This window comes from Pseudomonas sp. D3 (assembly GCF_029320995.1).
Classification (GTDB): domain Bacteria; phylum Pseudomonadota; class Gammaproteobacteria; order Pseudomonadales; family Pseudomonadaceae; genus Aquipseudomonas; species Aquipseudomonas paraveronii.
In genome coordinates this window covers 2,182,200-2,199,814 of the sequence record NZ_CP119772.1, presented here as the reverse complement: position 1 = coordinate 2,199,814, position 17,615 = coordinate 2,182,200, and the positions used below count along the sequence as shown (strand labels likewise).

Sequence of the window (17,615 nt, the reverse complement as noted above, 5' to 3'; positions counted from 1 at the left end):
CGTGATCCTCAGGCTGCCGGATGGCCTGTTTCGGCAGGTGTGTCTGAATGTATCATGGGGGCTCGAAGCCAACGCCAAGGCTTCAGTCATCATTTCACGGCATGAGTGATATCACCGCCAACAGCCTACTCGCCGCCGAGTCTTGTCTTTACTCTCGCTCGCCATCTTCCTTCGCTTTTATGAGAACACCATGAACGCTACTCCCCACGCTACAAGCACCATGACCCGCGGGATGGTGATGCTGTTTGCGTTTTGCTGCGGCGCCATCGTCGCCAACATCTACTACGCGCAGCCGATCATCGAACTGATCGCACCGGACATCGGCCTGACGCTTGCGATGGCCAGCCTGATCGTATCGCTGACACAAATCGGCTACGCCCTGGGCCTGTTTTTCCTGGTGCCCCTGGGTGACTTGCTGGAAAACCGCAAGCTGATGATCAGCACCACGGTGATCGCCATCGCCAGCCTGCTGGCCGCGGCGTTTACCGAGCAACCGAACCTGTTCCTGCTGGTGTCGTTGTTGATCGGTTTCAGTTCGGTGTCGGTGCAGATCCTGATCCCGTTGGCGGCGCACCTGGCACCTGCCGAGTCCCGTGGCCGAGTGGTCGGCAGCATCATGGGTGGCCTGTTGCTGGGAATCCTGCTGGCACGGCCGGTGTCCAGCGTCGTCGCCGACCACTTCGGCTGGCGTGCAATGTTCATGGCCGCTGCCGCGTTGATGGCCGTTATCAGCGTGGTCTTGCTGATGACCATCCCCAAGCGCCAGCCCGACCACAGCGCCAGCTATGGCCAATTGCTGCGCTCCCTCGGCACCCTGCTGCGCGAACAACCGCTGCTGCGCCAGCGCGCCTTTTATCAAGGTTGCATGTTTGCCACCTTCAGCCTGTTCTGGACCGCCGCTCCGCTGGAGCTGGTACGTAACCATGGCCTGAGCCAGACCCAGATTGCCATCTTCGCCCTGGTCGGGGCCATCGGCGCCATCGCCGCGCCCATCGCCGGGCGCTTGGCCGACGCCGGCCACACCCACCGCGCGTCGCTGCTGGCCATGGTGTTTGCGGTGTTGAGCTTCCTGCCGGCCTTCGTACACCCGCTGTACAGCGTGATCGGCCTGGCAGTGACCGGCGTGGTCCTCGACTTCTGTGTGCAGATGAACATGGTCCTCGGCCAACGCGCCATCTACGCCCTCGATGCCAACAGCCGCAGCCGCCTGAACGCGCTGTACATGACCAGCATCTTCATCGGCGGTGCCTTCGGCTCGGCGATTGCCAGCAGCGTGTACGAACACGGCGGCTGGCTGGGCGTGATGCTGGTGGGCAGCGCGTTCCCGCTGGTGGCGTTGCTGCGCTTTCTCAGTGCTTCGCGCCACACCTCGGTGGTCACTGCCTGACGGCATGATGCGCCGCGATCGTGGGTGGGGTTACGACCGCGGCCTTCCACTGGACGATGGGGCGATAAGCTGCATCATCTGTAACAAGAGCGCTGACAGTGTCTTGGCAAGCATTTCGAACAGTGCAGATGGCACGATTGGGGTTTCACCAGGCTGTGGGGTTGGGGTTGGGGTTGGTGTCGGTGTCGGCACAGGCTGAACTTCATGCTGCGGTCCACCCCACCGTACATCGCCCGGTTTGATCTGCCCTTTGCTGTTGATCACCATGTCCGCGTTGCCCGTTCCCTTCAGATCAATGGCCAGGCTCGACCGGCCCGTACTTGCATCGTGCTTGAGCACCGCTTCACCGGCGCGACCGCTGAACCGATCGGTGAACACAAGGGCACGCACACCCGACGCGATTAATGCTCCAGAAACGTCGATCTTATCGGTGCCGCTGGTGAAGTCCTCGATCAGGTCGGGGCTCTGCGCGGTGGAGTCGCTGGCGTTATCGTAGGCAAACGTATCCGCCCCGCCTCCGCCTCTCAACGTATCAGCACCGGCACCGCCCTTGAGCCGATTGGCCGCGTCATTGCCAATCAAAGCATCACGGCCGGCACCGCCGATCGCATTCTCAATAATGCACCCCTTGGCGATGGACACATTGCCCTTCAAGCCGCCCACGTCAGAGAACGACTCCGCATTCAGATCGATCTTCTGATCCTGGGAAAACCCGGAAAAATCCAGCGTATCTTTACCGCCACCATCCCATACGCAGAAGACCGGTTTGTCTTTGGCGCTGCTAAGGCTCATCACTTCCCGCTCGGTATTGGAATTGAAGCCATAGGTGGTGTCGGTCTTGCGGGTCTGGTGATTGGCCCCATACAAGCGTTGGACCGCGGCGATATCGTCCATCATCGGAGCGGACGGATTGAGCGACTTGAAGTCGTGACCGGATTGATGGCGTTCCGACCAGTAACTCATCACAGTGCGTGCCTTGGTGTCCTGCGCATAGACCGCGCCGTTTTGATAGTTGGCGCCGCCGTTATAGTCTCCCGGATGTTGCAGGCCGATGGCGTGACCGATTTCATGAATAGCCGTGACCGAAAAGTGACTGCCCAGCGCCGGCGAACTCGCACTTCCCCCGGTGCCGATCGTGGCCGATGCACGGGTCGTGGCGCCATGAGGCATGTCGGCAACTCCCCGGTCGCCGCGAGGGTTGTTGTGGATACTGAGCGTTCCGTCCGTACTGCCTGACTGCTCGCGGAAGTTGATAGCGGCCACATCCTGCCAGGCTTGAACCGCCTGGCGCACGCGTTGTTGCTGCTGGGCGGTGAAGCTCGCGTCTACCGTGTAGTGCAAATCGATCTTCTGATCGCCGTTACGGTCGCGAAAACGAAGATTTTCCCGGGTGATTTGTTTGGCTGCCTGATCAGTTGTAAAGGACGGTTTCTGAATGGCGCCCGCACCAAACGGGCCGGGGTCCGATATCGGTAAACCAGCACGGGAAGTAACAGAACGCAGATCAAATCCATTCATTGTGCGGCACTCGCTTTGTTAACGAATAAATAAAGAGACCGAATCAAACCGACCCGGAAATTAAGTATCGATAGACGCAAACTAGTAGAGCCAGGCTCATCGTCATCGCTGACAATCTCGCACAGTGAAAAATATCAGACCAACTCCATTTTAGTTTCAGCCGAAACATCCCCACGCCACGTAACACGCGGTTAGACAACCACGATTTCATTTGCAATTTAAACATTCAACTACACAAAAACTTCGCAAATACCGGGTTGTTTTTACACTAAAAAAATACTATCTAAAAAATACCCGAAGATGAGTTACTCCAATCTTCGACTGACAAAGACATAACCCTTTAACCTTCTTCAATACGATAAACGCCGTTTAGGACCGGATGACAAGTCATGACCATTCCTCGTAGGCTTGTGCGCCGCACTGCGTCGCGATGCGCTCAATCAAGCAAGCAAGGGAGACCCGATGGACCGCCTTAGCGCCATGGAAACCTTCGTCCACGTTGTCGAAACCGGCTCGTTTTCCGCCGCTGCCAAACGCCTGGGCATCGGCCAGCCCGCCGTGTCGAAGAGCGTCGCGCAATTGGAAGCGCGCCTGGCGGTGCGGTTGGTGTTGCGTTCAACCCGAGGCCTGACACCGACCGAAGCGGGCCTGGCGTTTTTTGAAAAAGCCAAGCGTGCTATCGATGAAGCCAACGAGGCCGACGACGCCGCCCGAAGCGCGGGCGCCGGGCTGTCGGGTAACCTGCGCATCAGCGCCGCCGTAACCTTTGCCAGCCTGCATATCCTTCCGCACCTGGGGCCGTTTCTGGAGCAGTACCCTGGGATGAACATCGAAGTGGTGCTCGACGACCGCAGCCTAAACCTGGTGGAAGAAGGCATCGACGTCGCCCTGCGCATGGGCAACCTGAGCGATTCAGGGCTGACCGCGCGCAAGATCGGTGAGTCGCCCTGCCATATCCTGGGCACCCCTGCCTACTTCGAACGCTTCGGTGAACCCGCCACGCCAACTGATCTGTTGCAGCACCAGGCGGTCATCTACACCCAGGGCGAAGGCCCGCGCTGGACCTTTACCCAAGGCGCCCGCGAATACCCGATCGTCGCCCGTGGCCGCTTGAACGTCACAGCGGCTGAAGGGGTACGCGCTGCCGTGCTGAACCACCTGGGCCTGACCCTCGCATCGGCCTGGATGTTCACGCAGGAACTGGCCAGTGGCGAGGTGAAACCGGTGTTGACCGACTGGCGTTTACCGGCGCGGGACTTATGGGCCGTCTTTCCGACAGGCCGGATGGCGAGTGCCAAGGCGCGGGCGTTTGTGGAGTATGTGGAACGGTTGTTAAACCCCTGACGGGTGCAGGCAGCGCAGCAAACGCTCGACCGTATGCTCCAGCGGGCCGGAGTTATCCAGCACGAGCAACCCCGCCCCCATGCCGGCCAGCAACTGCGCCGTAAACCGCGCATTACGCGCCAGGCGCGCATCGATATCCGCCACCGACTCACGCCCCCGCGCCAGCAAGCGCTGGCGCAGTGCCGTCTGATCAACACTCAGCAATACCACCAGCAACGTCGGATAGCGCTCGCGGGCCTGCGCCAGGTGGGCACGAGAGCCGTTGACCAGCACATCCGTCCCCGCCGCCATCCACGCACCGATCTCCTTGGGAATGCCATAGGACAAACCATTGGCCTGCCAACTCAGCGCAAACGCACCTTCGGCTTGCATCGCGACAAACTGCTCGGCGCTCACCCCCTGCGCCGCCTCGCCCAGCGCTTCCGCCGAGCGGGTAATCACACGACGCACAATGCGGCAGCCACGCTCGGCCAAACGTGATCGTGCAGCGTCCAACAGGCTGTCCTTGCCCGAACCCGATGGCCCGATGAGATAGATCAACCTGCCCGCCATCAATACACCCTCTTCGCTTATCTGCAGATTTGTTACATAGCCGGCTACGCATCACGGCGCCTGGCCTAGACCAGCCCGGCGGCGGCCACATTATCGGATTACGATGCGCCACGCACCCGGTCAGGCGTGCCCGTCAGCACTTTCATGTTCGGTTGCAGGCAACTGCGTACGATTTCCCGAATGGCAGAGGATCAGCCTCCTGACTAAATGCGCGCACATTGCCAGACCGCAAAGCCAATCAATAATCCACCGCTGATAAAATTGATCACATCCAGATCAGGATGATCGTCCAGCCGGGTCCTGATGATGCTGCCACCCAGCGCATATAACCGCTGGCCTGAAAATGAGCCCACCAGAAAACCCGCCAGGTTCAGGTAGAGTCCAGCCCCGGCATTGGCTCTCCAGTATTTGAAGGCCCACATTACGAAGCCACGAAAAAGGCGACCCAAAGGTCGCCTTTTGTCACTGCGCGTAGTGCTTGCTCAACCCCGGCGGCACGCCCTGCACGTCGGTCTCTTCCCACGGTCCGTCCGGGCTTATGGAGCGGCTCCAGCCGTTGCTCCAGCGGTAGTAAGTGCGCTGGCGGTAGAAGGTGTCGGGCTGGTCTTCCAGCACATACACCTGCATCTTGCCGTCCCAGTGGCTGGCCGCGCCCGGTGGCGGGGCGAAGGTTGACGACTTGCTCGGTGGCGCTTTCGTTGGGGCGGTGACCGGGCTGGAAGGTCGGGTGCCGGGTTGGGTCGACGGGCCCGACGGTGGGATGGTCGGGCCGGTGGGCGCGGGAGGTGGGCGGTGGACCGCACAAGCGCTCAAGCCCACTACCAGGCTGAGCAGGGTGATGCGTGCAAGGGCGGTCATAGGCGTTTCCTCGAATTACTTGTCCGGACTGTCGATGGTCAGCTGCTGCAGCGCAGTGGTGGTGCTGGCCAAGGGTTGGCTGCGGCCGATCCACTCGCCACGGGTCGGTTGACCGGCCCGGGATATGCGCGCAACCAGTTGGACTTCGGGGAAGTTGGACAGTTTCAACTGCGGCATCATTGCGTCGGCATCGCCCAGTTCGACGGTGACGGGCAGGTCGGCGACGGTCACGCGCTTGGCCGCGAGCGGCGCCGGCGGGCCGGAGACGGCGCGGGCAAAGATGAACACGCTGTCGCCAGGCAGGGCCTTGGCCTTGATGTCGGCGGACAGGTCCACACGCACTTTCATCACGGCCTTTTGGGCGACGGTGCCACCGTTCGCTTTCAGCCTTTCTGCCGCGCGATCGATCCCGCCTTGCAGGGCGACGCGGGAATTGTCTTGCGGTGGCAATTGCGCCAGCAGGCGGCTCCAGTAATCGATCGCCTCTTGGTAGCGCTGGCCTTCAAAGGCCACGATGCCGAGCAGGCCGAGGCTGGTGACTTCTCTCGGGTCGAGCTTGAGGGCTTCGTCGGTCAGGGCCTGGACCTTGGGCGACCACTGCTTGTTGTCGGCAAAGTACTGGGCCTGGGCCCACTGGCCCAACAGCTCCGGCTGGCGTCCGGCCAGGGCCACGGTGCGTTCGAAGACCTTGGCGGCATCGGCGGAACGGTCCTGGGCCATGTACGCACGGCCGAGGAAGTACAAGCCTTCCGCCGAATCCGGTTGAGCGGCCGCAGCGCGTTCCAGGCGGTGGGTCATGTCTTCCATGGACACCGGCGGCTGGGAGAATTCGCGGGTCAGTTCGACCTTGTCGCTGGCGCCGAAGTGCATGTACAAGCCAAGGCCCAGCACCGGCACTAAAACCGCAGCGAGCAACGGCAGCGGCTTGCCCAGACGCGATTCGCGAGGTTTTTCTACGCCTTCGGTGTCGGCCAGCAATTCGCGCGCGGCTTCGGCGCGGCCAGTGTCGAGTTGGGCGGCGTTGAGTACGCCTTCGTCCTGCTGGGTTTGCAGTTCGGCCACGCGTTCTTGATAGAGCGCCACGTTCAGCGCGGTGCGATCCTCTTCACGCTGGGCACGACGGCCACGCAATACAGGGATCAACAGGAAACTCAGGGCAATCAGAAGCAGCAAGCCGGCTGCGAGCCAGAAATCAATCATCAGTCTTGGTGTCCAGCAATTGGTCGAGGCGTTGGCGCTCTTCGGCGGATAGCGCGTCGGAACCATCGGTAGGGGCGGCGCGGCGACGGCGGACGATCACCACCATCACCACAATGCCGGCCAGCAGCAGCCCGGCGGGGCCGAACCAGAGCAGCGCGGTCTTGCCGGTGAGCGCCGGTTTGTAGCGAACAAAATCGCCATAGCGGTCGACCATGAAGTCGATGATCTGCTGGTTGTCCTTGCCCTCCCCCAACATGCGAAAGATCTCTTTGCGCAGGTCGGCGGCGATGGGCGCGTTGGAGTCGGCGATGTCCTGGTTCTGGCACTTGGGGCAGCGCAGTTCCTTGGTCAGGTCGCGGAAACGCTCGCGCTCGGCGTCATTGGCGAATTCGTAGGTGTCGATGGCGGCGTGGGCCACGCCCACCAGGCCCAAGGCTAATACGGCAGCAGCTAACCAGCGCTTCATGGCTTGGCCTCGTCGACCAGGGCCTGGTACTTGGCGGCCAGTTGTTCGCGCCAGACCACTTCATCGATCACGCCGACGTACTTATCGCGGATCACGCCCTTGGCGTCGATAAAGAAGGTTTCCGGGGCACCGTAGACGCCGAGATTCAAACCGAGGTTGCCGTCTTCATCGCGGATATCCAACTGGTACGGGTTGTGGAATTCCGCCAGCCACTTCAAGGCCGCCGCGTTGTCGTCCTTATAGTTGATGCCGTAGATCACCACGCCCTTCTCCGCCAGCTTGTTCAGCACCGGGTGCTCGACACGGCAGGAGATGCACCAGGTGCCCCACACGTTGACCAGCGCCGGTTTGCCCAGCAGGTCAGCCTGGGTCAGGGTTTTGTCGCCCTGCACCGTCGGCAGATTGAAGGCGGGGAACGGCTTGCCGATCATGGCCGAGGGCAACTCGGCCGGGTCCAGGTACAACCCGCGATACAGGAACACCGCCATCAGCAGAAACAACCCCAGCGGCACGACCATCAACCAACGCTTCATACCGCCGCTCCTTGCAGACCCAGCGCTTCACGCACCCGGCTCTTGACCTTGACCCGATAGCGCCGGTCCAGCGCCGCGAGCACACCACCAAAAGCGGTGATCAAACCGCCGAACCAGATCCAGCGCACGAACGGTTTGACATGCACGCGCACCGCCCAGGCGCCTTCGCCCAGCGGCTCACCCATGGCGACGTAAAGGTCGCGGGTGAAACCGGCGTCGATCCCGGCTTCGGTCATCATCGAGCTCTGCACGGTGTACAGGCGTTTTTCCGGGTGTAGCACGGCGATTTCCTTACCGTTGCGTACTACGCGCACGGTGCCTTTGTCGGACGTGAAGTTCGGCCCTTCGAAGTGCTTGGCGCCTTCGAAGATGAAGTGGTAACCGGCCAGGTCCATGGACTCGCCGGGGGCCATGCGCAGGTCGCGCTCGGCGCTGTTCTGGCTGGAGAGCACCACGCCGAGGGCACACACGGCGATGCCGATATGCGCGACCTGCATGCCCCAGTAGCTGCGGGTCAGGGTGGGCAGGCCCTTGATCAGGCCTTTGTGGCGGGTCTTGTCGACAATGTCGCGCATACCGGCCAGCAACACCCAGGCGGCGAGCATGAACGTGGCGAGGACCGCCCAGTTGAAATCGCCATAGGCAATACCGGCGATCACGGCCAAGGCCGCGCTGCCCAGCAGCACCGGGGTCAGCATGCCCACCAGCCATTTCACCGGGGTGTCTTTCCAGCGAACCAGCATGCCGATAGCCATTACCACCATCAACAAGCCCATCAACGGGATGAACAAGGCGTTGAAATACGGCGGGCCGACCGACAGCTTGGCGCCGGTCAGCGCGTCCAGCACCAGCGGGTACAGGGTGCCGAGCAGGATCATCGACGCAGCCACCACCAGCACCAGGTTATTGCCCAGCAGCAGGGTTTCCCGCGACCACAGGTTGAAGCCGACCTGGCTCTTGACCACCGGCGCGCGCAGGGCGAACAGGGTCAGCGAACCGCCGACCACACACAGCAGGAAGATCAGGATGAACACACCGCGCGCAGGGTCGGACGCAAACGCGTGAACCGAGGTCAGCACGCCCGAACGCACGAGGAAAGTGCCGAGCAGGCTCAGGGAAAACGCCGCGATGGCCAGCAACACGGTCCAGCTCTTGAACACGCCGCGTTTTTCGGTGACGGCCAGCGAGTGAATCAGCGCGGTGCCCACCAGCCAAGGCATGAAGGACGCGTTTTCCACCGGGTCCCAGAACCACCAACCGCCCCAGCCAAGTTCGTAATAGGCCCACCACGAACCCAGGGTGATACCGATGCCGAGAAAGGCCCAGGCGACGATGGTCCATGGCCGCGACCAGCGCGCCCAGGCTGCATCGAGGCGCCCGCCGAGCAAGGCGGCGATGGCGAAGGCGAAGGCCACGGAGAACCCGACATAACCCATGTAGAGCATCGGCGGGTGGACGATCAGGCCGATGTCCTGCAGCAGCGGGTTGAGGTCATGCCCGTCCACCGGGATCTGCGGCAGGATGCGGCTGAACGGGTTGGAGGTCATGATCAGGAACAGCAGGAAGCCGATGCTGATCATGCCCATCACCGCCAGCACCCTAGCCAGCATGACTTGCGGCAGTTGCCGGGAGAAGATCGACACGGCGAAGGTCCAACCGCCGAGGATCAGGGCCCACAACAGCAGCGAACCTTCGTGGGCGCCCCACACGGCGCTGAATTTGTAATACCAGGGCAAGGCGCTGTTGGAGTTGCTGGCCACATAGGCGACGGAAAAATCGTCGGTCATAAAGGCGTAGGTCAGGCAGCCGAACGCGAACACCAGGAAGGCAAACTGGCCCCAGGCGGCCGGCTGCGCGAGGCTCATCCACAGACGGTCGCCACGCCACGCGCCGAGCAACGGCACCACGGCCTGGACGATGGCGAAGCACAGGGCGAGGATCATCGCCAAGTGGCCCAGCTCCGGAATATACAGTGCGGACGTCATCACTTAGCCCTCCTTGGCTGGAGTTGGGGCGGATTGGCCGCTGTCTTTCAACGCTTTGGTGACTTCCGGCGGCATGTATTTCTCATCGTGCTTGGCCAGTACTTCATCGGCCACTACCACACCGTCGGCATTGAGTTTGCCCAGGGCGACGATGCCCTGGCCTTCACGGAACAGGTCCGGGAGGATGCCGCGATAAGTAATGGTCACGGCCTTGTTGAAGTCGGTGACCACGAAGGTGACGTCCAGGGAATCGCCGGAACGCTTCAAGGAGCCCTTCTCCACCATGCCGCCGGCGCGGATGCGCGTGTCCAGCGGGGCTTCGCCATTGGCGATCTGGGTCGGGGTGTAGAACAGGTTGATGTTCTCCCGCAGGGCGCTCATCGCCAGGCCCACGGCGATACTTACGCCGGCCAGAATGGCAAGGATGATCAACAGACGCTTTCTACGCAGCGGATTCACTTATCGGTCTCCCGGCGCAGACGACGCGCCTCTTGTTGCAGGTAACGCTTGCGGGCCAGGATCGGCACGGCGACGTTGAGGGCCAGTACGGCCAGGCAGATGCCATAGGCCGTCCAGACATACAGGCCGTGGTGGCCCATGGCGAGAAAATCACTGAAAGAAGCAAAACTCATCCACGCGCTCCCAGGCTGGTTTGCACTTCGGCCTTGACCCAACTGGCGCGGGCTTCACGCTTGAGCACTTCGAGGCGCATGCGCATCAGCAGCACAGCGCCAAAGAAGCAGTAGAACCCCAGCACCATCACCAACAGCGGCGCCCACATTTCCACGGGCATGGCCGGCTTTTCGGTCAGACTGAAGGTGGCGCCCTGGTGCAGGGTGTTCCACCACTCCACCGAGTATTTGATGATCGGGATGTTGATCACGCCGACAATCGCCAGCACCGCACAGGCCTTGGCGGCGCTGTCACGATTGCTGATCGCATTGCCAAGGGCAATAAGACCGAAGTACAGAAACAACAGGATCAGCATGGACGTTAGTCGCGCATCCCACACCCACCACGAACCCCAGGTGGGTTTGCCCCAGATCGCGCCGGTGACCAGCGCCACGGCGGTCATCCACGCACCGATGGGCGCAGCGCATTGCAGGGCGACGTCCGCGAGCTTCATCTTCCACACCAGGCCGACGATGCCGCACACCGCCAGCATCACGTAGCAGGACTGGGCCAGCATCGCGGCAGGCACGTGGATATAGATGATGCGAAAGCTGTTGCCCTGCTGGTAATCCGGCGGTGCGAAGGCCAGGCCCCAGACCAGGCCGAGGCCGATAAGCAATACGGCGGCGACGCTCAACCACGGCAGCAGCTTGCCGCTGATGCCGTAAAACCATTTGGGCGAGCCGAGCTTGTGAAACCAGGTCCAGTTCATTGCTGTTTCCATCACGGTTGCGTCTTGTGGTTGCAAGAAGCGTAGGGTCTTTCTTATGTTGAAGAACCGGTTACACGTAACCAGACTTCATTATTCGCCGACGCTGATCTTCAGGCCGGCCGCTATGGCAAAGGGTGTCAGGGTTACCGCCAGGGCGGTCAGGCTGCCAAGCCACAAGAGGTAACCGGTCGCCGGCATGCCCATGAGCGCGGCTTGCAAAGCGCCGCTGCCCAGGATCAACACCGGGATATACAAAGGCAGAATCAACAAGGCCAGCAGCAGGCCGCCGCGCTTCAAACCTACCGTCAGCGCCGCGCCCACCGCGCCCAACAGGCTGAGCGCCGGCGTGCCGAGCAACAAGGACATGAGCAACACCGGCAGGCATTCGCTGGGCAACCCTAGCATCATTGCCAGCAACGGCGAGAGCAACACCAGCGCCAAGCCGGAAAACGCCCAGTGTGCCAGTACCTTGGCCAATACCAGAAGCGGCAGGGGGTGCGACGAAAGGACCCACTGTTCCAGGGAACCATCCTCGAAATCACTGCGAAACAGCCCGTCCAGCGAGAGCAGCACGGACAAAAGGGCCGCCACCCACACCAGTCCCGGAGACAAGGTTTGCAACAGTTTAGTCTCGGGGCCGACCGCCAGCGGGAACAACGCGATGACAATCGCGAAGAACACCAACGGATTGGCCAGCTCGGCCGGGCGACGGCACAACAGCCGCGCCTCGCGGGCCACCAACAGGGCGAACACACTCATACCGACCACCGCCCCAGGTCCAGGTCGCGGTAACCGGCGGGCAGGCGCGTCAGGCTGTGGTGCGTGGTCAGCACGACGAGGCCGCCCTGCTCGCAATGCCGGGCCAGGTGTTCTTCCAACTGGGCGACGCCTTGTTTGTCGAGGGCGGTGAAAGGTTCGTCGAGAATCCACAGCGGCGGGCCGGGCAGATACAGGCGCGCCAGGGCCACGCGGCGCTGCTGGCCGGCGGACAGGGTGTGACAGGGCACGTCTTCGAAGCCCTTGAGGCCGACGGCGGCCAGTGCCTGCCAGATCGCCTCGCGGCTGGCCGGATGATGCAGGGCGCTGAGCCAACTGAGGTTTTCTTCGGCGCTCAGCACGTCCTTGATCCCGGCGGCGTGGCCGATCCAGGTGAGATTGCGGGCCAGCTCGGTGCGTTGTTCGTTCAACGGTTTGCCGTTGAGCCGCACTTCGCCCGCCGTAGGCTGCATCAACCCGGCCAGCAAACGCAGCAGGCTGGTCTTGCCGCTGCCGTTGGGACCACTGATCTGCACCATGTCACCGCCCGCCAGGCACAGGTCGAGGTGCTCGAACAGCAGGCGCAGGTCGCGTTCACAGGCAAGCGCTACGGCTTCAAGAAGAGGGCTGGTCAAAAGATCGCGGGCCTTTACGGTTCAAGTCGGCGGTGCGGCGGCCGTTATAGAAAGAAGCACAATAACGACTTTGGCGACCGATTTTAGAGAGCTGGATCAAATAGTTGTGAGGTTTTTACCGCTCTCATGGCAGACGGGCCGCATTATACATGCGATGCCCTACGCTAAAGAGGGCTATTTCCCCAGAGACGACGCGCACGATGACCGGTGAGATCAACCTTCCTACGCTTCCTCCTGCCCCGACAGCCGGGCCGGCCCCTGCGCCGGCGCCAGCGACCGGTGAGTTGCTGAAACTGCTGGAGCCGCAGATCGGCTTGATCGACCCGGGAAAAACCGCGAACGCCGAAGTCATCGCACTTAAACAAGGCGATGAATCCTTTCAGTTGCTGCTCAAATTGACCCTCGACGGTGGCCGCCAGACGCTGGTCCAGGCCAGCAGCCCGCAACCCTTGCCGCTGGGCAGCAATGTGGCGGTGAGCCAGACGCCTGCCGGCAACCTGACCCTCAGCCTGCAGCAAGCCTTGAGTGCCAACGTCGCCGCCCTCACTCGCATCGACACCACGCAAATGCCGGCAGGCACCTTGCTGCAAGCCAAAGTTCTGACCAGCCAAATGCTGCCCCAAGGCACCACGCAACCGACGATCTACCGCTCGTTGGTGACGGTGCTCAACAACGCCCTGGCCGGTACGACCCTGACCGTGGAGAGCCCGCAACCCCTGCGTATCGGCAGCCTGCTCAGCGCCGTGGTGCAGGATGCGCAGACCCTGAACTTCGTGCCCTTGAGCGGGCTCAAGGATCAACTGGCCGTGACCCAGCAACTCGCCACCCAGCAAAGTCGCCAGGGCTCGCTGGATGCAGTGTTCACCGCGTTGCAAACCCTGCCCCAGGACGACAGCACTTCCGTCGAGCTGCGCGCGGCCGCCGACCGTTTGCTCGCCGCGCTGCCCGACCTGGCACAGGTCAGCAATCCCAAGGTGCTGGCTCAAGTGATCCAGAACAGCGGCGCGTTTCTTGAAGCCAAATTATTGATCGGGCAAACCCCGCAAATTCCACCGCTGGATATAAAAGGTGCCCTGCTGCGCCTGGTCGCCGATCTGCTGCCCGCCCTGCCCGCCAGCACCAACCTCAATGCCATACTCGCCGCCAACACCCTGGCCCAGATGCTGCCCAACTTCGTGCGCAGCCCGCTGAACACCCTCGGGCAAGTCAGCGCGCGCCAGGCACCCGTCGGTTTTCCATTGCCGCAGCGGCTGATGCAACGCCTGGAGGGCGAAGGCGACCTGGAAAACCTGCTGCGCCTGGCCGCCGGTGCCATCTCGCGACTACAGAGCCATCAACTGTCGAGCCTGGAACAGACCGGCACCACTGCCGATGGCCGCCTGCAAACCACCTGGCAGCTGGAAATTCCCATGCGTACCCTGCAGGACATCGTGCCGCTGCAGGTCAAGTTCCAGCGCGAAGACCCCGCGCCGGACAAGGACCAGCCCGAACGCAAAGACAAAAGAGACCCCAAGCAGATGCTCTGGCGCGTGGAACTGGCCTTCGACATGGAGCCGCTGGGCCCGTTACAGGTCCAGGCGCAATTGTCTCAGAGCAAACTGTCGAGCCAGTTGTGGGCGACTCGACCGTTCACCGCCAGTTTGATCGAAAGTCACTTGGGCAGTTTGCGCGAGCGCCTGGTGACGTCGGGCATCAATGTCGGCGACCTCGACTGCCACCTCGGCACCCCGCCACGCGGGCCGAAAACCGGATTGGAGCAACGTTGGGTGGACGAAACCGCATGAACAACGCCAACCCGCCGCGCCAGGCCATCGCGCTCAAGTATGACGGCCAACAAGCGCCGACCCTGACCGCCAAGGGCGACGATGCCCTGGCCGAAGCGATCCTCAAGCTGGCGCGGGAAAATGAAGTGCCCATCTATGAAAACGCCGAGCTGGTGAAGCTGCTGGCGCGCATGGAGTTGGGCGACAGTATCCCGGAAGAGTTGTACCGCACGATCGCCGAGATCATTGCGTTTGCCTGGACGTTGAAGGGCAAGTTTCCGGTGGGGTATGACCCGGACGCCGCGCCGGTGGAGCGCGATGTGACCGAGCGTGGCGACGATTACTGAGTAGCCCCAGACAGACAACAATCCAAATGTGGGAGGGGGCTTGCCCCCGATGGCGGTGTGTCAGTCACTTATTTGTTGGCTGATCCACCGCTATCGGGAGCAAGCCCCCTCCCACACTTGAATCGGTGTTTAGTTGAGGACTTCGCTCAGGGGAATGAAATTCACCCGGTCGCCGATCGCCAGCGTCGTCCCTTCCAACACCTCCACCAACCCTTGCGCCCACGCCGCGCTGCGCAGCACGCCGGAGCTCTGGTTGCGATAGATGATCGCCTTGCCCTGCTCGATACGCCCGCGTAGATACTCGCGGCGATTGCCCGGTTTGGGCCAGACGAACCCTGCCGGCACCTCAAACCGTAGCGGTTCGACTTCAGCCACACCTTGGCGGCGCAGCAGATAGGGGCGCGCCAACAGGGCAAACGTCACCAACGTCGATGCCGGATTGCCCGGCAGGCCGATCACCGGCACGCCACGAAAATGGCCGAAGGTCAGCGGTTTACCGGGCTTGATCGCCAGCTTCCACAAGGCCAGCTCGCCCTCTTCACGCAGGGCAATGCCGAGAAAGTCCGCCTCGCCTACCGACACACCGCCGGTCGACAGGATCAGGTCAACTACGCCCAGGCCGGCCAAGCGCACGCGCGTCTGTTCCAGGTCATCCGGAAGAATGCCCGCATCGATCACTTCACACCCCAGGCGCTCCAGCCAACTGCACAGCACGCGGCGGTTGCTGTTGTAGATCTGCCCCGGGCCGAGGGGCAAACCGGGCTCGATCAACTCATCGCCGGTGGACAGCACCGCGACCTGCACGCGGCGTACCACGGCCAAATGGTCGAGACCGAGGGATGCGGCCAGGCCGAGCTCGATCGGGCCCAGGCGCGTGCCCGCTGCCAACACCAATTCGCCGACGGTGGTTTCCTGCCCTTGCGGGCGAATGTTCTGATCGATATGCAACGGCTCGGTAAAGCTCACCCGCTCATCGGCGTGGACCACGGCGTTTTCCTGCATTTCCACACAGTCAGCGCCTTCCGGCACGGGCGCCCCGGTGAAGATACGCGCGCAGGTGCCGTCGGCCAATGGCGCGGGTGCTTGGCCGGCGAAGATGCGCTGGCTCACCACCAACGGCTCGCCGGCCCAGTCGCAAAGGCGCAGGGCGTAACCGTCCATGGCGCTGTTGGGCCAGGGCGGCAGGTCGAGGGTGGAGATCAGATCCTGCGCCAATATGCGGCCATCGCACGCGGCCAGGGGCAACACCTGCCGCTCACGAATCGGCGCGGCCTCGGCTATCTCGAGCAAGCGTTGCAGGGCTTCTTCCACCGGCATCAAGGCGCCGGTCTTGCCCGGCTTATCCACGGGATTCACAGGGTTCGGCCTGTTTCAGGTGCGGTACGAAGTTGCAGGGGCGGTGACGGTTGTCCAGTTGCTCGGCGAGGATGCCGTCCCAGCCGGTGCGCACGGCGTTGGTGGAACCCGGCAGGCAGCACACCAGGGTGCCGTTGGCCAGGCCGGCCAGGGCGCGCGATTGCACGGTGGAGGTGCCGATGTCGGCCACGGAGATCTGACGGAACAGCTCGCCAAAGCCATCGACCTGCTTGTCCAGCAGGCAGCTCACCGCTTCGGGCGTGCTGTCGCGGCCAGTGAAGCCGGTGCCGCCGGTGATCAGTACGACCTGCACCACGTCTTCGGCGATCCAGTGGGCCACCTGGGCGCGGATCTTGTAGAGGTCGTCCTTGAGCAGCACGCGCTCGGCCAGGAGGTGGCCGGCGGCGATCAGGCGGTCGACAAAAACCTGGCCCGAGGTATCGGTGTCCAGGGTGCGGGTGTCACTGACGGTCAGTACAGCGATATTCAGAGGTACGAAGGGCGCATCTGCCTTGGCGTTCATGGCACGGTCCGGTTGTCGAAGGAACAGCCCGATGTTATATCACAGGCCCCTATTTACCTGCCGCAGCGGAACCCACATGCCCGACGACTCTTCGACCCTACCCTGTTCAATTCTGCTGTTGGCCGGTGGGCGCGGCCAACGCATGGGCGGACAAGACAAGGGCTTGCTGGAATGGCACGGCCAGCCGCTGATTGCGCACTTGCAACACTTGGTGCGCCCACTGACCGACGACCTGATCATCTCGTGCAACCGCAACCTGGAGCGGTACGCGCCCTATGCCGACCAGGTGGTGAGTGACGACAGCGTGGATTTCCCCGGACCGCTGGCCGGTATCCGCGCAGGATTGAGTACCGCCCGCCATGGGCACGTGCTGATCTTACCGTGCGATGTACCGCACCTTGACGCCCGACTGCTCGCCGATCTGCGCGAGACGGCGCAGCGCAATCCGCGGCTGCCGGTGATGGTACGCCACGGAGAATTCTGGGAACCGTTGATCTGCATCATCCCCACCTACCTGCAAAGCGCGGTAGAACAGGCCTGGCAAGCCGGTGAGCGCAGCCCGCGCAAGATTTTCCTGCAGTTGGGTGGCGTCGGGCTGGAATGCCCGGCAGATGATCCGCGCCTGGCCAACCTGAACACGCCTGCGCTGTTACACACAGGGCCTGGCATGTCAGAATGAACCTCGCACAAGGAACTTTGTCGACGCGCCACGCGTCACACTGTCAGCACTCAAAAAGAATTCTCTCGGAGACACACTCATGACTCAACGGACCATCGCCGCTCTCATGCTTGCACTGGGCCTCGCTACCCTTGCCGGTTGCGCCTCGCCAACAGTGATCACCCTGAATGACGGTCGCGAAATCCAGGCTGTCGACACCCCACAATTCGACAAGGCTTCGGGCTTCTACGAATTCGAACAGCTTGACGGCAAGCGTACCCGCATCAACAAAGATCAAGTGCGTACCGTTAAAGACCTGTAAGCCGCAACGCTTGCACACAAGGCCCGCC

At 62.3% G+C, this 17,615-nt stretch carries 21 protein-coding genes; 6 read left to right on the top strand and 15 right to left on the bottom strand.

The annotated features are described in order from the left end of the window. The first annotated feature begins 190 nt into the window (after nt 1-190). Nucleotides 191-1,387, top strand: coding sequence for an MFS transporter (locus tag P3S72_RS10160; RefSeq protein ID WP_276197213.1), 1,197 nt, complete (start codon nt 191-193; stop codon nt 1,385-1,387). A gap of 30 nt (nt 1,388-1,417) precedes the next feature. Here the strand turns inward: P3S72_RS10160 and P3S72_RS10155 are convergent, their stop codons facing one another. Continuing rightward, a complete protein-coding gene (locus tag P3S72_RS10155) occupies nt 1,418-2,905 on the bottom strand; it encodes a M57 family metalloprotease (RefSeq protein WP_276197212.1) in 1,488 nt (495 codons plus the stop codon). Between the two features lie 462 nt (nt 2,906-3,367). Between P3S72_RS10155 and P3S72_RS10150 the strand changes: the two genes are divergently transcribed. After that, nucleotides 3,368-4,249 (top strand): LysR family transcriptional regulator, encoded by an 882-nt coding sequence (locus P3S72_RS10150; RefSeq protein WP_276197211.1) that lies wholly within the window; start codon nt 3,368-3,370, stop codon nt 4,247-4,249. Here the strand turns inward: P3S72_RS10150 and phnN are convergent. From phnN to ccmA, 12 genes are all read right to left on the bottom strand, one after another. After that, complete coding sequence (gene phnN / locus P3S72_RS10145; RefSeq protein ID WP_276197210.1) at nt 4,238-4,801, bottom strand: phosphonate metabolism protein/1,5-bisphosphokinase (PRPP-forming) PhnN; 564 nt, start codon at nt 4,799-4,801, stop codon at nt 4,238-4,240. The two genes, P3S72_RS10150 and phnN, sit on opposite strands and share 12 nt — an antisense overlap. Before the next feature lie 203 nt (nt 4,802-5,004). Then, a complete protein-coding gene (locus P3S72_RS10140; RefSeq protein WP_276197209.1) occupies nt 5,005-5,223 on the bottom strand; it encodes a hypothetical protein in 219 nt (72 codons plus the stop codon). A gap of 40 nt (nt 5,224-5,263) precedes the next feature. Next, nucleotides 5,264-5,659 carry a hypothetical protein gene (locus tag P3S72_RS10135; protein WP_276197208.1) on the bottom strand — a complete coding sequence of 132 codons (396 nt, stop codon included), beginning with the start codon at nt 5,657-5,659 and terminating at the stop codon, nt 5,264-5,266. 15 nt (nt 5,660-5,674) lie between these two features. Continuing rightward, nucleotides 5,675-6,859: a c-type cytochrome biogenesis protein CcmI gene (gene ccmI, locus P3S72_RS10130; RefSeq protein WP_276197207.1), complete on the bottom strand. Its 1,185-nt coding sequence runs from the start codon at nt 6,857-6,859 to the stop codon at nt 5,675-5,677. Next, a complete protein-coding gene (locus P3S72_RS10125; protein ID WP_276197206.1) occupies nt 6,852-7,325 on the bottom strand; it encodes a cytochrome c-type biogenesis protein in 474 nt (157 codons plus the stop codon). The genes ccmI and P3S72_RS10125 overlap by 8 nt, the downstream gene beginning before the upstream one ends. Beyond that, nucleotides 7,322-7,858 (bottom strand): DsbE family thiol:disulfide interchange protein, encoded by a 537-nt coding sequence (locus P3S72_RS10120; protein ID WP_276197205.1) that lies wholly within the window; start codon nt 7,856-7,858, stop codon nt 7,322-7,324. The genes P3S72_RS10125 and P3S72_RS10120 overlap by 4 nt, the downstream gene beginning before the upstream one ends. After that, nucleotides 7,855-9,843 (bottom strand): heme lyase CcmF/NrfE family subunit, encoded by a 1,989-nt coding sequence (locus tag P3S72_RS10115; protein WP_276197204.1) that lies wholly within the window; start codon nt 9,841-9,843, stop codon nt 7,855-7,857. The genes P3S72_RS10120 and P3S72_RS10115 overlap by 4 nt, the downstream gene beginning before the upstream one ends. Nucleotides 9,844-9,846: 3 nt before the next feature. Further along, the gene (ccmE, locus tag P3S72_RS10110) at nt 9,847-10,302 is read right to left on the bottom strand and encodes a cytochrome c maturation protein CcmE (protein ID WP_027607026.1); all 456 of its coding nucleotides are present in this window, start codon (nt 10,300-10,302) and stop codon (nt 9,847-9,849) included. Further along, nucleotides 10,299-10,475, bottom strand: a complete 177-nt coding sequence (gene ccmD, locus P3S72_RS10105) for a heme exporter protein CcmD (protein ID WP_253394359.1) — start codon at nt 10,473-10,475, stop codon at nt 10,299-10,301. The genes ccmE and ccmD overlap by 4 nt, the downstream gene beginning before the upstream one ends. Further along, nucleotides 10,472-11,227 (bottom strand): heme ABC transporter permease, encoded by a 756-nt coding sequence (locus P3S72_RS10100; RefSeq protein ID WP_276197203.1) that lies wholly within the window; start codon nt 11,225-11,227, stop codon nt 10,472-10,474. Before P3S72_RS10100 ends, ccmD begins: the two co-directional genes overlap by 4 nt. 90 nt (nt 11,228-11,317) lie before the next feature. Then, on the bottom strand, nt 11,318-11,986 hold the full coding sequence (gene ccmB / locus P3S72_RS10095; protein WP_017849435.1) for a heme exporter protein CcmB: 669 nt from the start codon (nt 11,984-11,986) through the stop codon (nt 11,318-11,320). Next, nucleotides 11,983-12,618 carry a cytochrome c biogenesis heme-transporting ATPase CcmA gene (ccmA, locus tag P3S72_RS10090; protein WP_276197202.1) on the bottom strand — a complete coding sequence of 212 codons (636 nt, stop codon included), beginning with the start codon at nt 12,616-12,618 and terminating at the stop codon, nt 11,983-11,985. The genes ccmB and ccmA overlap by 4 nt, the downstream gene beginning before the upstream one ends. Before the next feature lie 200 nt (nt 12,619-12,818). On the opposite strand from ccmA, the gene P3S72_RS10085 reads away from it, so the two are divergent. Continuing rightward, nucleotides 12,819-14,402 (top strand): flagellar hook-length control protein FliK, encoded by a 1,584-nt coding sequence (locus P3S72_RS10085; protein WP_276197201.1) that lies wholly within the window; start codon nt 12,819-12,821, stop codon nt 14,400-14,402. Beyond that, nucleotides 14,399-14,728: an EscU/YscU/HrcU family type III secretion system export apparatus switch protein gene (locus P3S72_RS10080; protein WP_276197200.1), complete on the top strand. Its 330-nt coding sequence runs from the start codon at nt 14,399-14,401 to the stop codon at nt 14,726-14,728. Before P3S72_RS10085 ends, P3S72_RS10080 begins: the two co-directional genes overlap by 4 nt. A 129-nt stretch (nt 14,729-14,857) precedes the next feature. On the opposite strand, the gene glp is transcribed toward P3S72_RS10080, so the two are convergent. After that, entirely contained in the window at nt 14,858-16,084 is a 1,227-nt protein-coding gene (glp, locus tag P3S72_RS10075) for a gephyrin-like molybdotransferase Glp (RefSeq protein ID WP_276197199.1), read from the bottom strand. Then, nucleotides 16,068-16,607: a molybdenum cofactor biosynthesis protein B gene (gene moaB, locus P3S72_RS10070; protein ID WP_276197198.1), complete on the bottom strand. Its 540-nt coding sequence runs from the start codon at nt 16,605-16,607 to the stop codon at nt 16,068-16,070. The genes glp and moaB overlap by 17 nt, the downstream gene beginning before the upstream one ends. Before the next feature lie 76 nt (nt 16,608-16,683). On the opposite strand from moaB, the gene mobA reads away from it, so the two are divergent. Together mobA and P3S72_RS10060 are read left to right on the top strand one after the other, a co-directional pair. Continuing rightward, nucleotides 16,684-17,286, top strand: a complete 603-nt coding sequence (gene mobA, locus P3S72_RS10065) for a molybdenum cofactor guanylyltransferase MobA (protein WP_276197197.1) — start codon at nt 16,684-16,686, stop codon at nt 17,284-17,286. A gap of 79 nt (nt 17,287-17,365) precedes the next feature. After that, on the top strand, nt 17,366-17,587 hold the full coding sequence (locus P3S72_RS10060) for a YgdI/YgdR family lipoprotein (RefSeq protein WP_247397306.1): 222 nt from the start codon (nt 17,366-17,368) through the stop codon (nt 17,585-17,587). The last annotated feature ends 28 nt before the right edge of the window (nt 17,588-17,615 follow it).